Origin of the sequence: Rhizobium rhizoryzae (assembly GCF_011046895.1) — a bacterium.
GTDB classification, from domain to species: Bacteria; Pseudomonadota; Alphaproteobacteria; order Rhizobiales; family Rhizobiaceae; genus Neorhizobium; species Neorhizobium rhizoryzae.
Window position 1 is genome coordinate 904,589 of sequence record NZ_CP049250.1, and the last position, 14,038, is coordinate 918,626.

A 14,038-nucleotide genomic window follows, 5' to 3' on the forward strand; every position below is an offset into this window, starting at 1 on the left:
TTGCCGCTCGCTATCGCCCGACGCCGTGATATTCGAAGCCGTAACGGTGGACTTCATCGGCCGGATAGACGTTGCGCAGGTCGACCAGCACCGGCGCGTTCATGATCGGCCTCAGCCGTCGCAGGTCCAGAGCCCGGAACTCATCCCACTCGGTAACAAGGACCAGGGCGTCCGCTCCTGCGGCGATATCGTAGGGACTGTCGCCAAGGTCGACATCTGGCAACATACCTCGTGCGGCCTCCATGCCTTCGGGATCATAGGCATGGACGAGCGCCCCGTTGTCCTGAAGTGCCTGGATGATCGAAAGCGAAGGCGCGTCCCGCATGTCGTCCGTATTCGGCTTGAAGGTCAGCCCCAATACAGCAATCTTCTTGTCGCGCACGGAGCCACCGCAGGCTGCGATAACCTTGCGGGCCATGGCACGCTTGCGGGTATCGTTGACCGCGACTGTCGTTTCGATCAGGCGGACCGGACTGTCATTGTCCTGCGCCGTCTTCACCAAAGCCATCGTGTCCTTCGGAAAACAGGAGCCCCCGTAGCCAGGCCCGGCATGCAGGAACTTGTCGCCGATGCGCTTGTCCATGCCAATGCCTTTGGCCACTTTCTGGACATCGGCGCCCACTTTTTCGCAGAGATCAGCCATCTCGTTGATGAAGGTGATCTTCATGGCAAGAAACGCATTGCCGGCATATTTTATCAGCTCGGACGTCCGGCGATCGCAGAAGAACAGGGGCGCGGAGTTGAGGTAGAGCGGACGATAGACTTCCCGCATCACCTCGCTTGCGCGCTCATCCTCCGAGCCGATGACGATCCGATCGGGCCGCTTGAAATCGGCAATCGCGGCACCTTCGCGCAGGAATTCCGGATTGGAAACCACCGCGAACTCAGCATCCGGGCGCTCAGAGCGGATGATCCGCTCCACCTCGTCGCCGGTTCCAACGGGTACCGTCGATTTCGTCACGACAACCGTGAAACCGGTCATGGCGTGCGCGATATCCTTTGCTGCGGCGTACACATAGGAGAGATCGGCATGGCCATCGCCACGACGTGAGGGCGTCCCCACCGCGATGAACACCACGTCTGCCTCTGCCACCGCCGCTTTCAGATCAGTCGTGAACATCAGGCGACCCGCCTTGACATTCGACTTTACCAGTTCGTCCAGTCCAGGCTCATAGATGGGAATGGTGCCTGCCTTCAGGGCGGCAACCTTTTCCTCGACATTATCCACACAGGTCACATGGTGACCGAAATCGGCAAAGCACACACCCGATACCAGACCCACATAGCCGGCACCGATCATCGTGATACGCATGAAGAGCTCTCGCTTGACGTTCTCCCGGGCGGGAGCATGAAGGGTTCATAGCCATGGCATATAGGCCATGCTCTCAACTTTCAAATGTCATTCAGCTACCATTGACGAAAGTCGCGCGCGAAATCCCATGTCGCTGAAGCTTGTCGTAGAATGTCTTGCGCGGAATTCCCAAGGCCTCGATTGTGCGCTTCACGTCCCCATCATTCGCCTGAAGGGCCTCCCGTATCAGTTCCGCCTCGATTTTTGCCATGCGGTCCGGCAGCGTTCCGGAGCGATCCATTACCTCAGCTTCCGGCATCAAGGTGTCATGGGTGAGCGTCTCGAGACCCAGAACGAACCGCTCGGCGAAATGGTTCAGCTCGCGAACATTGCCGGGCCACGTGTGATCCTGCAGATGGCGGTTGAGGGAGATCGTCAGCGGTGGAACCTCGCGATTGAAACGCTTAGCCGCGCGCTGACAGAAAAAGCGGAAAAGCAGTGGCACGTCGTCCCGCCTCTCACGCAAGGGAGGGATAAACAGACTGACAACGTTCAATCGATAATAGAGATCTTCGCGGAAATCGCGGCGTTCCTGCGGGTTGCCGAGATCGACCTTAGCGGCGGCGATGACCCGTAGATCGACTGGCCGCACCTCGTTCGTCCCAAGCGGCGTAACCTCGCGCATTTCCAGCACGCGAAGCATCTGAATCTGGGAGACTGGCGGCATGCTCTCGATCTCATCCAGAAAAAGAGTGCCGCCGCTGGAATGCTCAATGCGCCCGACACGTCGCTTCTGTGCGCCGGTGAAAGCGCCCGTCTCGTGCCCGAACAATTCGCTCTCCAGAATCTGCTCCGGCAAGGCGCCGCAGTTCAGTGCTACGAAATTCCCCTTCGAGCGGCTGCTCCATCGGTGCAGAAGGCTTGCCACGACCTCCTTCCCGGTACCGGTTTCGCCCGTCAGGAGAACGTCCACATCTGTGTCGGCGATCTGGCGAATGGTGTTTCGAAGCCGCTGCATGACCGGGGTTTGACCGAGAAGGGTTACATCGCCCTGATCTTCATCCTGCACCGCCTCGCGCAGACGGCGGTTCTCAAGCACGAGCTTGCGCTTTTCAGCAGCACGCCTCACGCATTGGACCAGACGATCGGCGGCAAAAGGCTTGGTCATGAAATCATAAACGCCCGCCTGAATAGCCACCACGGCCATGGGAATATCGCCATGCCCGGTCATGAGGATGACAGGTATATCGGGGTCGATGGATCGAATACGCTCGAAAAACTCCAGACCATCCATAGCAGGCATTCGAATGTCTGAGACGACGACACCGGCATAGTCGCGCTCAAGACTGCTCAATGCTTCCAATGCAGAGGTTCGGCTGGTGACGGAGAAACCGGCAAGATCAAGGGTCTGAGCGGTGGCTTTTAACAGATCCCGGTCATCATCGACCAGAAGGAGGGAGGTCGTAGCGTTCATCTGTCAGCCTGCTTCAGATCAATGAGGAAGATTGTGCCCTGCGACGAGGTCTCCACCGAAAGCTTGCCGCCATAATCCGTCACGATGTCTTTGGCGATGACGAGACCGAGACCAAGCCCTTTTTCCTTCGAGCTGTTGAAAGGCGAGAACAGCTGTTCCTGGATTGCTGGAGCGATGCCGCCGCCATTATCTTCAATTCTGATGTGAATCCTGTCGGCATCGCGGCCAGCCGAGACGACCACCGTCCCGTCAGCGACAGGTTCGACCGCTTCCAGCGCATTCTGGATCAGGTTGATCAGCACCTGCTCCAACCGAAGACGGTTGCCGATCGCATAGAGATCCTGCTCTTCCGCCCAGATCTCGACCCGGTCCAGACGTCCGGAGAAGCGGCTTTTCAACAGGACCAGCGCACCCGCGATCGCTTCCCGCATATCCACCGGCTCGGCTGCAGATCGACCGCGCCGTGCAAGGGCCTTCAGATCCTCGGTAATGGACCCGATCCGCTCAGTCAGTCCGGCGATCTCCGTAAGGTTGTCACGCGCTGCATCCTCTCGCTGACGGTCAAGATAGGTTATAGCATTATCGGCATAGGCCCGGATTGTCGCCACAGGCTGGTTGATCTCATGGGCGACACCGGCCGCGACCTGTCCAAGAATGGCCAAGCGGTTTGCCTGGACGAGTTCCTCCTGGACGCCCTGCAAGCGGTTCTCGGTGGCTCGGTGATCGGCAATTTCCGCTTCAAGACGGTCTCTCGCCCGGCTCAGATCCGTTGTGCGCTCCAGAACCCGACGCTCCAGCTCGATCCGCGCCGCCTGCTCCGCTGCAATATGACGAAGAGATGTCTGTCTGCGCCAGATTACCAGAGCGGCGAGGCCAAGCAGGGGCAACAGGATGGCCATGGATAAAACCTGCGCCTGCCCCACACCATTGTCGAGTTGCGGCTGGACGGGCAGCAGATACCTGAGTGACCAGGGGGTGGATGGCACTGGGAGGCTCATTTCGACAAACCCGGCGACTGAGGCTCCTGGAAGCAGTGCATCAATTGTAGCGGCATCCCCGGAAAGCTGTCGTTCCCGCGTGATCGGCAAGGGCAGAAGCGGTGCATCGCCAAATTGCAGGCTACTCCTGATCTCGGCTTGCACCGGCGGAGACAAGGGCGCCTCGACCATGAACCGCCAGGACTCGATGCTGGTGATCAGCACGACACCATGGGCGTCCGTGACATAGGTCGGTCGTTGCGCATCGCGCCAGTCCCGCTCCAATTGGTCGAACTCGGCCTTTGCCACCACCACCCCGATCGGATTGTCCGGCGGACCCACCCGTTGCGAGATGTAGAGACCCGGGCGCAGGCTGATGCTGCCAAGCGCAAAATGCTCCGCCTTTCCTTCAGCCATCGCGCGGGAAAAATACTGGCGAAAACTGTAATCGACACCGACGAAGCTCGACGGTTCACGCCAATTGCTGGACGCAATGGCAACGCCGCGGCGGTCGATCACATAGATGACCGAGGCATTCGTCCCCTCCACGAGATCCTGAAGCTTACGGTTCAAGGCATCGAGATGCTCTTGCGTTGGAGCGGTGAGCGTATCTGTAACATCCCGATCACGGGCCAGAATCAGCGGCAGAGCCCGCGGTCGCTCCAGCACTGCTTTCAGAAACGCGACCTTGAGGCCAGCATCGATCCGGCTTTGCTGTTCGAGGTCCTGCATTGTGGCATCAACCGCAATGGTGCGAACCGTCATGAGCGTAACTGTACTCAACAGGATGGCCACCACGGCGAAAATGAACCATGGACGGTGCGTCTGACGCACCGAAACCTTTGCCCCAAGAGGATAAAGTTGACCGGAATCCATGCGCGAAAAATCGCACAATTACTTTTGCTAGGCAATGTGATCCATGCGGAAAATCGCACGATCTTGGGCCGATCTTTTCCAATCATAATAATTAATCGTTATACATCAGATAGATAAATAAATCACGTTATCTGGCACGCCCGTTGCAAAGCTGGTGACATCATCAAATGTCGCCTCGGGAGAACCATTGGGTAGGGGCGCGAAGGAGGATCAACATGGAATTGAATCTCGATGCTGCCGCCCCCCGCGGCAAGGTGCCACTTTATCGGCAGCTTTATGTTCAGGTGCTCGTTGCCATTACTGCCGGTATCATTCTCGGCCACTACTATCCGGATATCGGCGCTTCCCTGAAGCCCTTGGGCGATGCCTTCATCCGTCTGGTGAAGATGATCATTGCACCGGTTATTTTCCTCACGGTTGCCACCGGCATTGCCGGAATGACCGACCTGAAGAAGGTGGGCCGCGTTGCCGGAAAGGCAATGATCTACTTCCTGACCTTTTCGACGCTCGCGCTTGCTGTCGGCATGCTGGTTGCAAATGTCGTACAGCCGGGTTCAGGAATGCATATCGATCCGGCCTCGCTGGATGCCAAGGCTGTTGCCACTTATGCAACAAAAGCCCATGAGACCACGATCACCGGCTTCCTGATGAACATCATCCCGGAAACCATCGTCGGCGCATTCGCGCAGGGCGATATCCTGCAGGTGCTGTTCTTCTCGGTGCTGTTCGGTATTTCGCTGGCGATGGTCGGTGACAAGGCAAAGCCTGTGACCGACTTCCTGCATGCGGTCACGGCTCCGATCTTCAAGCTGGTTGCCATCCTCATGAAGGCTGCCCCCATTGGTGCCTTCGGCGCCATGGCTTTCACGATTGGCAAATACGGCATTGGCTCCGTTGCCAACCTCGCCTTCCTGATCGGCACATTCTACCTGACCTCCATCCTGTTCGTGGTCGTGGTGCTCGGCGCCGTCGCCCGTTACAACGGCTTCTCGATCTTCGCGCTCATTCGCTACATCAAGGAAGAGCTGCTGCTGGTTCTCGGAACATCGTCCTCGGAAGCGGCACTGCCGGGTCTGATGCAGAAAATGGAACGCGCAGGCTGCAAGCGCTCTGTCGTCGGCCTCGTCATTCCGACGGGTTACTCGTTCAACCTCGACGGCACCAATATCTACATGACTCTGGCGGCACTCTTCATCGCCCAAGCGACCGATATCCAGCTATCATTCGCGGATCAGATCCTGCTGCTGCTGGTGGCTATGCTGAGTTCGAAGGGTGCGGCCGGTATCACGGGCGCAGGCTTCATCACGCTGGCGGCTACGCTTTCGGTGGTTCCTTCGGTTCCCGTGGCCGGTATGGCGCTGATTCTCGGCATTGACCGCTTCATGTCCGAGTGCCGTGCCCTGACGAACTTCGTCGGCAATGCGGTCGCAACCATCGTGGTGGCGCGCTGGGAAAATGAACTTGACCAGACGAAACTTCAGGAAGTGCTGGCAGGACATGTCTCGGAGCCGGTTGCCAATGGCACCTTGCAGGCTGCGGAATAATTCCTCCCAAGGAATAGGGCACGTCTGAACGAGCCCTGATGACGGCCCGCTGGTTCATCCCGGCGGGCTTTTTCATGCCCGTGTCGCATCACGGACCGTTGACGAAAGCCAGTATCAACTGATGGACGGCGCCACCGTCGCTCAGCTCGATCCGATCGAACTCGGCATTCCTCGCACGCTCTGCTTTGGAAAGCTCGCCAAGACGTTTGGTCAAGACTTCGCGAATACGCTTGCAGTCAGGATCATTCTCGACCCACAGACCAAGGCTGAAATCCTGTATCTGCTGCACGAGCTCCTTGGTAAAGCCGCCATGGACACGCTCGTGCTTCTCAACGCCTGCGATGAAACGGGCCCAGTTCTGCGCCACATCGGGCGGCAGCGGATTGGCGGGTTTCGGCATTGTGTAGGTAATGATCAGCTTCGGCTTCGCGACCGTGATGGCGCAAGCGGTCCCCTGCACCTCGTATTTGCGCGTCCAGGTCAGCTTGAAACTGGTATGAGCAATGGCCTGCACACCGGCCTGCGGGCCTTTTTCGCCGATCGATCGATAGAGATCGATGCCCGTCTTGCCTGTGATGGCATAGGTCTTGATCTGCTCAACCGCCTGCCAGTCGGCGGCGTTGGCCTGACCGGCAAGGGTCGTCAAAACACTGATGGAAAAGCCGATGAAGATCGATGCTGTCTGAAGTCGCACTGTTTGTCTCGCGCCGAGATGAACCCGGCGCGACTATTGCTGTCTCAGAAGCAGCAAGGCAAGCCTTGCCTCACCCAATTGTCATCAGGCTGGCATTGCCGCCAGCGGCTGCCGTGTTGATCGAGGTGGATACTTCCTCCAGCAGCCAATTCAGACAATAGACATCGGGCTTGGCCATAGCATTTGATGCCGCAGCCTGTGCGAGGACCAGGGGGCCAGGAAGTGCTGCCAGGCGCCGAAGCGATTCTGTCAGAAACTCACCCTCTCCCTCGATCAGCGCACCGGCGAAGGGTGCATCCGCTTTCCAGTCTTTCGTACGCTGCAAGCGTGCAGCCACGCTCGACGGAAGCGCATGCAGCAGGTTCGCAAGAACCGAATTGCTGATGTCAACGACGGCTGTATTTCCTGTGGCCAGAGCTGCGGCCAATTGCTGATAAAGACCCGCTTCTGTTTGCGGAACCAGCAGGATGCGACCTCGCGGGTGAAGTGCGTAGAGGTTCTGCTCGCCAACCGGTCCTGGCAGTTGCAATTCAAGCCCCAACGCCGAAGCGCCGCCAATCGTGCGCGCCAATTCGGCCACTTGCGCCTGCTGACGATCTTCCAGCCAACGGGCAAAATCGCCCAAGGCCGCATCGCGATGCACCGAGCTCAACTGCGGCGGCACCGGAGGTGTCTGGACAAGACGACCGAGATAAAGAGGACCGCCCGCCTTCGGACCGGTTCCGGACAGGCCACGACCACCAAATGGCTGCACACCCACAACGGCACCGATGATGTTGCGGTTCACGTAGCGATTGCCGGTCTTCACACGGCTGAGTACGTGGGCGATGGTTTCATCCAGGCGCGTGTGGAGGCCGAAGGTCAGGCCATACCCCGTGGCATTGATATCGTCGATCAGCCGGTCGAGGTCGTTCCGCTTGAAACGGATGACGTGAAGAACCGGCCCAAAAATCTCACGCTGCAGATCCTTGATCGAGGTCAGTTCCACAATCGTGGGAGCAACGAAGGTCCCGAGTTCGGTTTCCTTCGGCATTGCGGCCTGATGGATGGTGCGCCCCAGAATGCGCATCCGCTCTATGTGACCTTCGATCGTCTGGCGCGCCTCTTCTGTAATAACCGGGCCGATATCAACGGATAGCCGGTCGGTCCTGCCAATGGATAGCTCGGCGAGCGCACCCTTCAGCATCGTCAGAACACGATCGGCAACGTCGTCCTGCAGGCACAAGACGCGAAGTGCTGAGCAGCGTTGGCCAGCGCTATCGAAAGCAGACGCAATGACATCGCCGACAACCTGTTCGGCCAGAGCAGACGAATCGACGATCATGGCATTCTGACCGCCCGTTTCAGCAATCAGCGGAATGGGCTTGCCTGCGGAAGAGAGACGACCCGACAGTTGCTTCTGGATCAGCCTCGCCACCTCCGTCGAGCCGGTGAACATGACGCCCGCGGTTTCAGGAGCCGCCACGAGAGCCGCGCCGATGCGGCCATCACCGGGAAGAAGCTGGATGACGCTCCGCGGAATGCCTGCCTCATGCAGGATGCCAATTGTCTCGTAGGCAATCAGCGGCGTTTCTTCCGCTGGCTTGGCGAGAACCGTGTTCCCGGCAACCAGGGCGGCAGAGATCTGGCCGAGGAAGATGGCGAGCGGGAAGTTCCACGGGCTGATACAGACAACGGGACCAAGCGGGAGATGCGAAACACCAAGGGTCCGGCGTGCCTGTTCGGCATAGTAACGCAGGAAATCGACCGCTTCACGCACTTCGGCAATGGCGTTGGGAAGAGATTTTCCGGCCTCCCGCATGATCAGCGGCAGCAGGTGATCCATGCGCTCTTCCAGAAGAGCGGCGGATCGATCCAGCAAATCGGCTCGCTCGGCGGCTGTCACGGCCTGCCAACGGGCAAGAGCCTCAGCTGCCGCTGTTGCGGCCTTCACAACATCCTGCGTCGTGACGGGGATGACGCTTCCAACCCGATCGCGATGGTCGGCAGGGTTCAAAACAGCCTGCTCCTCACCGAGGTCGGGTTCAAAGCCAAGAAGCGGCTTCGCCTGTCCGGGCGAGGCTGCAGTGGCCTTGAACGTAGTTGAAAGGTTTTGAAGCGTCTGTTCGTTGGAAAGATCAAGGCCAGCGGAATTCAAACGGCTCTTACCGAAAAGTTCGCGCGGCAAGGCGATCTTGTCATGCTTCGAGCCCGGTCTGGCCTGAGCGCGCGTGACCTCGACCGGATCGGCAATCAGGTCATCAATGCTGACCGTTTCGTCACCGATACGATTGACAAAGGATGAGTTGGCACCGTTTTCCAGAAGACGGCGCACGAGATAGGCCAACAGGGTTTCGTGCGTGCCGACAGGCGCGTAGATGCGGCATGGCCGCGCCAGCTTGGCCGGATCGACAACCTCTTCATAAAGAGGCTCGCCCATGCCGTGCAGGCACTGGAATTCATAGCTGCCGATGGAAAATTCCGGCCCGGCCAGCTGATAGATGGTGGCCAGCGTCTGGGCATTATGAGTGGCAAACTGCGGAAAGACGAGATCGCGCGCTGCCAGCAGCTTGCGAGCGCAGGCGATGTAGGAAACATCGGTATGGACCTTGCGCGTAAAGACGGGAAAGTCCTCTAGACCATCCAGGTGTGCACGCTTGATTTCTGCGTCCCAGTAGGCGCCCTTGACCAGCCGCACCATGATACGATGGCCGGACCGGCTGGCAAGATCGATGATGAAATCGAGCACGAAGGGGCAGCGCTTGCCATAGGCCTGCACGACGAAACCGATACCGTTCCAGCCAGCCAGCTCTGGGTCGAAGCAGATCTCTTCGAGAAGATCGAGCGAAAGCTCGAGACGGTCCGCCTCTTCAGCGTCAATATTGAGGCCGATGTCATAGCCTTTCGCCAAGTGGCAAAGGGCTTTCACCCGAGGCAGCAATTCCGCCATAACGCGCGCCGCCTGGGAGCGGGAATAGCGTGGATGCAGGGCCGACAGTTTGATGGAGATGCCCGGACCGGCATAAACTCCGCGCCCATTTGCTTGCCGTCCAATGGCGTGAATGGCGTTCTCATAATCACGGAAGTAACGCTCGGCATCGGCCTTCGTTGTGGCTGCTTCTCCCAGCATGTCGTAGGAATAGCCAAAGCCTTTCTGCTCCATCTCGCGAGCACGGCTCAGAGCTTCATCGATCGTCTCGCCGGTGACGAACTGTTCGCCCATCATGCGCATGGCCATATCGACGCCGCGTCGGACGACCGGCTCGCCGCAACGAGCGATCAGGCGGGTGAGTGCTGCCGTCAGGCTTCGATCATTCACGGTCGCGGTCAGCTTGCCGGTCACGACAAGACCCCAGCTTGCCGCATTGACGAAGAGCGACCTCCCGCCGCCGACATGGGATTTCCAGTCGCCATGGGAGATCTTGTCGCGGATCAGCGCATCGCGTGTCGCCATGTCGGGTATGCGGAGCAGTGCCTCTGCAAGGCACATGAGCGCCACTCCCTCCTGGCTGGACAGCGAATATTCGTGGACGAGCCCCTCAACGCCAGAGCCACGATGCTTTCCTCGAAGAGCAGTCACCAGCGTTCTTGCAGTTTTGCGCACTGCCTGCTTCTGCTGCGGTTCCAGACTGGCCTCATCGAGAAGTGGCAGGACGCAATCAATTTCCGCACGACGATAGGCATTGGTGATCGCCTGCCGCAGTTGCGATGGCGGCCGGATCGACGGAGCAAAATCACTGAAAGCAGGTTTGAGAGCATAGGGGTCTGCGACCGACAGCGGAGTTTGCACAGTCATGGCTCAAGCCTCGTATCAAGGGAAACAGTGGGAAAATGATACTACGGCAGACCGCAACGCGAGAGACTATTCTGCGCTTTGTTTTCAGGTATTATCACCTGAAATGGGCGTTAAGGCAGGCAAATTCACCATGGAAATCCGCAAAACAAGCGAACTCGACGCATTCGATCTGAAGATACTGGATGTTGTGGCCGCAGATGGCCGGATCTCGGTGACGGAACTCGCGGAGAAGATCGGTCTATCGAAGACTCCGTGCAACGCTCGCCTGAAGCGGCTTGTCGATGAAGGCTATATTCTGGGATTTCGTGCCGTGATCAATCTGCCAAAACTGGGACTGGATCACGTTGCTTTCGCGGAAGTGAAGCTTTCCGACACGCGAGAGAAAGCACTCACCGAATTCAATCAGGCCATTTCAAGAATCAAGGAAGTGGAAGAGTGCCATATGATCGCCGGCCGCTTCGATTATCTCATCAAGATCAGAACGCAGAGCATCCGGCGGTATCGCGAAGTGCTGGGAGAAAAGATCTCAAGCCTGCCCTATGTCGCCAGCACGTCAACATCTGTCGCAATGCAATCAGTCAAAGAACGATAAAATACAAAAATTGGGCAACAATGCTGCCATTTTAATCAATGATCGTACCGAATTCCAGCAAAGTGCCCTCGTCAATTGGGCGGATTTCTGGCTTCATGATCATGCTCACGTCAGATGACGCGAGTTTTCCCCCATATTGCCCTGCTTCGGTGGGGCTTTTTTTTGCCTGCGAGCAAGGCTCTGTGGTGGCCGATCCTCCGGCCACCGACCTCGAGCGATCTAAGGGTCCTACAGGACCGCACTTCCTGCCATGAACGCGAGAACCAGAAAGATCAGGAAGATCACGATCGCGATGAAGAAGAGGACGCGGGCAATCGTTGCCGTCGCGGCCGATACGCCTGAAAAGCCCAGAAATCCGGAAATCAGCGAGATGACGAGAAAGATGAGTGCCCACTTCAGCATGGAATAGGTTCCTTCGATGATTCTTGTCCATCAACGGAATGTGAAGCATCTGGTTCCATTGCCGAGTTTGTTCCCGTCACACATCGCAAACTCCGGGCATGGATCTGGTTTTCCTCTCTGACGGAGGATAGTTAAGCCAAAGGCGAAAGACACAAACGACACCTTGTGTCCCTGATTCCTGCGGAGATGGATGATGCAGACCAGCCAAACCCTACAGCAGGGATTGAAATCGATGACAACGGCAGGACCTGCGATCATGCTGCTCGGCATGGTTCTGTTCGCTTTGAACGACGCCATGGGGAAATGGCTCGTCGCCAGCTATGGCCTCGGTCAGGTCATTCTCCTGAGAAGCGTTGCTGCGCTCATTATCCTGGCACCGTTTCTGTGGCTCGGGGGCAAGCAGGCGATATTGCAGGCGGAACGGCCGTGGCTGCAAGCGGCACGTGTCTTTTTCTCGACAGTCGAGATCTTCTGCTTCTACTATGCGGTCATGTACATGCCGCTCGCGGATGTGATGACCTACTGGCTGGCCGCACCGATCTATGTGGCCGCCGCATCACCGTTCATTCTGGGAGAGAAGGTTGGATGGCGCCGATGGCTCGCCATTGCCATCGGTTTCGTTGGCGTAATCGTGACGCTCGAACCGTCGAGCGCGATGTTCACCATGCCGGCGCTGATTTCGATCGTCGGTACTGCCGCCTTCGCCTTCATGCTGATTTCCGGCCGCAGCCTGCGTAACACGCCCGATACGACACTGGTGTTCTTTCAACTGGCTGCATCCGGGATCGCAGGTCTGTTCATTGCGCCGTTCGACTGGGCTCCTTTGAAATCGACAACGGAAGGCCTGCTTTTGGGACTGCTGGGTATCGTGGCCATGTGCGCGCATATTCTCGTCAATCGCGCCCTGAAGATATCCGATGCCGCGACGGTCGCGCCGCTTCAGTATACACTTCTGCTCTGGGCTGTGATCTTCGGCTGGGCCTTCTTCGGAGAAGTGCCTCGACTGCCCATGATCCTTGGCGCAGCCCTGATTGTGGGCTCAGGCTTGTTCATCTTCTTCCGCGAGCAGCAACTGAAGAAGCGCGACAAGGTGCTGCCGAGCATTCCGGAATAGGACAAGGCATGCCCTATTCCGGCTATCTTACATCTTACAGGAGGCCTCTGCGTGCGAGATTCTGGAACAGGGCCGTAGAGCCAAAGGTCCAGGGCGGGCAAGCATCCGAGCGGTTGACCCAGTTTACCAGTCGACCGAGCCGCGGCGTTGCGATCTCCACCCGATCACCGACCTCATGGGTGAAGCCCTGTCCCTTGCCGCGCCGGTCCTTAACGGGCGCGAACATCGTGCCCAGGAAGAGCACCGCGCCATCCGGATATTGATGGTTGCGGTTCAACAACTGCCCGGCAAGGTTGGCAGGACTGCGGCTGATCGCTGACATGGCACTCTCGCCCGTCATCTGGAAGCCATCTTCCCCCTCCACCAGAAGCGAAACCCTCACCTGACCGAGTTCCTCCAGCGTGAAACGGTCATCGAAGAGGCGGATGAAGGGTCCGATGGAGCAGGAGGCATTGTTGTCTTTCGCCTTGCCCAGAAGGAGCGCCGAGCGTCCTTCAACATCCCGAAGGTTCACATCATTGCCCAGTGTCGCGCCGATGATTGTTCCGTCTGAGCGCACGGATAGCACGACCTCCGGTTCCGGATTGTTCCACTCGGAAATCGGATGAATACCAACCTCGGCGCCACAACCGACGGAGGACATCGGCTGGGATTTCGTGAAAATTTCCGCGTCCGGGCCGATACCGACTTCCAGATATTGCGACCAGAGATTCATTTCCTGCAAGAGCGCCTTGACCTGTGCGGCCTTTTCCGAGCCTGCGGCAACGCCCTTTAAATTGTCACCGATCACCGGCGCCAAACGTTGACGAATTTCCAGAGCACGCGATGCATCTCCCCTCGCCTGCTCTTCTATAACCCGTTCCAACATACTGTCGGCAAAGGTTACGCCTGCGGCCTTCACCGCCTGAAGATCGACCGGCGCCAGGAGTTGCCCGGCTGATCCATCCAGGAAGCTGTCCAGAGAGCCAAGGTTCTGGAAACTCCCTGCTTGCAATGTGGCGACGAGATCCTGCCGCTCAAGAAGGGCAGACATGGTCGGGCCCAGTGGTGTGATATCCAGGACATGCGCATTCCGGACAAGAACCAGGCATGGACCGTCCTGCGCTTTTGACCAGACGCGTCCGACAAGAAGCGCCTCCGGCTCATGCGGCAGGATCATTTCGCTCGTCAATGCAATGCAGGTCACCAGTTTTTCCTCCCTTGGAGTCCCAATTCAGCGCAGCACCCGATTATTCATGGCAGCACGCAATCATCAGGCATGTCTAATTTTCAGACCATGCTCTGTCCAGCCGGTTCTCC

The 14,038-nt window shown here is 58.1% G+C and carries 10 protein-coding genes; 3 read left to right on the top strand and 7 right to left on the bottom strand.

What is annotated here, in order from left to right; translation table 11 throughout:
- Positions 1-10: 10 nt before the first annotated feature.
- From G6N80_RS10600 to G6N80_RS10610, 3 genes are all read right to left on the bottom strand, one after another.
- Complete coding sequence (locus tag G6N80_RS10600; protein WP_062554879.1) at positions 11-1,312, bottom strand: UDP-glucose dehydrogenase family protein; 1,302 nt, start codon at positions 1,310-1,312, stop codon at positions 11-13.
- A 91-nt stretch (positions 1,313-1,403) separates the two neighbouring features.
- Complete coding sequence (locus G6N80_RS10605; RefSeq protein WP_062554878.1) at positions 1,404-2,765, bottom strand: sigma-54-dependent transcriptional regulator; 1,362 nt, start codon at positions 2,763-2,765, stop codon at positions 1,404-1,406.
- Positions 2,762-4,618 carry a sensor histidine kinase gene (locus G6N80_RS10610; protein WP_165133653.1) on the bottom strand — a complete coding sequence of 619 codons (1,857 nt, stop codon included), beginning with the start codon at positions 4,616-4,618 and terminating at the stop codon, positions 2,762-2,764. The genes G6N80_RS10605 and G6N80_RS10610 overlap by 4 nt, the downstream gene beginning before the upstream one ends.
- 215 nt (positions 4,619-4,833) lie before the next feature.
- Between G6N80_RS10610 and G6N80_RS10615 the strand changes: the two genes are divergently transcribed.
- Positions 4,834-6,162 carry a dicarboxylate/amino acid:cation symporter gene (locus tag G6N80_RS10615; protein ID WP_062554876.1) on the top strand — a complete coding sequence of 443 codons (1,329 nt, stop codon included), beginning with the start codon at positions 4,834-4,836 and terminating at the stop codon, positions 6,160-6,162.
- An 88-nt stretch (positions 6,163-6,250) separates the two neighbouring features.
- Here G6N80_RS10615 and G6N80_RS10620 read toward each other — a convergent pair whose 3' ends face one another.
- Both G6N80_RS10620 and putA read right to left on the bottom strand, forming a co-directional pair.
- The gene (locus tag G6N80_RS10620) at positions 6,251-6,856 is read right to left on the bottom strand and encodes a DUF922 domain-containing Zn-dependent protease (RefSeq protein ID WP_246251472.1); all 606 of its coding nucleotides are present in this window, start codon (positions 6,854-6,856) and stop codon (positions 6,251-6,253) included.
- A gap of 70 nt (positions 6,857-6,926) precedes the next feature.
- Positions 6,927-10,631, bottom strand: a complete 3,705-nt coding sequence (gene putA, locus G6N80_RS10625) for a trifunctional transcriptional regulator/proline dehydrogenase/L-glutamate gamma-semialdehyde dehydrogenase (protein ID WP_165133656.1) — start codon at positions 10,629-10,631, stop codon at positions 6,927-6,929.
- 130 nt (positions 10,632-10,761) lie between these two features.
- On the opposite strand from putA, the gene G6N80_RS10630 reads away from it, so the two are divergent.
- Positions 10,762-11,223, top strand: coding sequence for an Lrp/AsnC family transcriptional regulator (locus tag G6N80_RS10630; protein ID WP_062555442.1), 462 nt, complete (start codon positions 10,762-10,764; stop codon positions 11,221-11,223).
- Positions 11,224-11,451: 228 nt separating this feature from the next.
- Here the strand turns inward: G6N80_RS10630 and G6N80_RS10635 are convergent, their stop codons facing one another.
- Positions 11,452-11,625: a DUF1328 domain-containing protein gene (locus G6N80_RS10635; protein ID WP_082547198.1), complete on the bottom strand. Its 174-nt coding sequence runs from the start codon at positions 11,623-11,625 to the stop codon at positions 11,452-11,454.
- Between the two features lie 232 nt (positions 11,626-11,857).
- On the opposite strand from G6N80_RS10635, the gene G6N80_RS10640 reads away from it, so the two are divergent.
- On the top strand, positions 11,858-12,739 hold the full coding sequence (locus G6N80_RS10640; RefSeq protein WP_165133659.1) for a DMT family transporter: 882 nt from the start codon (positions 11,858-11,860) through the stop codon (positions 12,737-12,739).
- Positions 12,740-12,773: 34 nt separating this feature from the next.
- Here G6N80_RS10640 and G6N80_RS10645 read toward each other — a convergent pair whose 3' ends face one another.
- The gene (locus tag G6N80_RS10645) at positions 12,774-13,898 is read right to left on the bottom strand and encodes a fumarylacetoacetate hydrolase family protein (RefSeq protein WP_062555441.1); all 1,125 of its coding nucleotides are present in this window, start codon (positions 13,896-13,898) and stop codon (positions 12,774-12,776) included.
- Positions 13,899-14,038: the final 140 nt, after the last annotated feature.

Coding starts and splice junctions, on each gene's coding strand:
- G6N80_RS10600 (WP_062554879.1), bottom strand. CDS start 1,312: ATGCGTATCACGATGATCGGTGCCGGCTATGTGGGTCTGGTATCGGGT.
- G6N80_RS10605 (WP_062554878.1), bottom strand. CDS start 2,765: ATGAACGCTACGACCTCCCTCCTTCTGGTCGATGATGACCGGGATCTG.
- G6N80_RS10610 (WP_165133653.1), bottom strand. CDS start 4,618: ATGGATTCCGGTCAACTTTATCCTCTTGGGGCAAAGGTTTCGGTGCGT.
- G6N80_RS10615 (WP_062554876.1), top strand. CDS start 4,834: ATGGAATTGAATCTCGATGCTGCCGCCCCCCGCGGCAAGGTGCCACTT.
- putA (WP_165133656.1), bottom strand. CDS start 10,631: ATGACTGTGCAAACTCCGCTGTCGGTCGCAGACCCCTATGCTCTCAAA.
- G6N80_RS10630 (WP_062555442.1), top strand. CDS start 10,762: ATGGAAATCCGCAAAACAAGCGAACTCGACGCATTCGATCTGAAGATA.
- G6N80_RS10635 (WP_082547198.1), bottom strand. CDS start 11,625: ATGCTGAAGTGGGCACTCATCTTTCTCGTCATCTCGCTGATTTCCGGA.
- G6N80_RS10640 (WP_165133659.1), top strand. CDS start 11,858: ATGACAACGGCAGGACCTGCGATCATGCTGCTCGGCATGGTTCTGTTC.
- G6N80_RS10645 (WP_062555441.1), bottom strand. CDS start 13,898: ATGATCCTGCCGCATGAGCCGGAGGCGCTTCTTGTCGGACGCGTCTGG.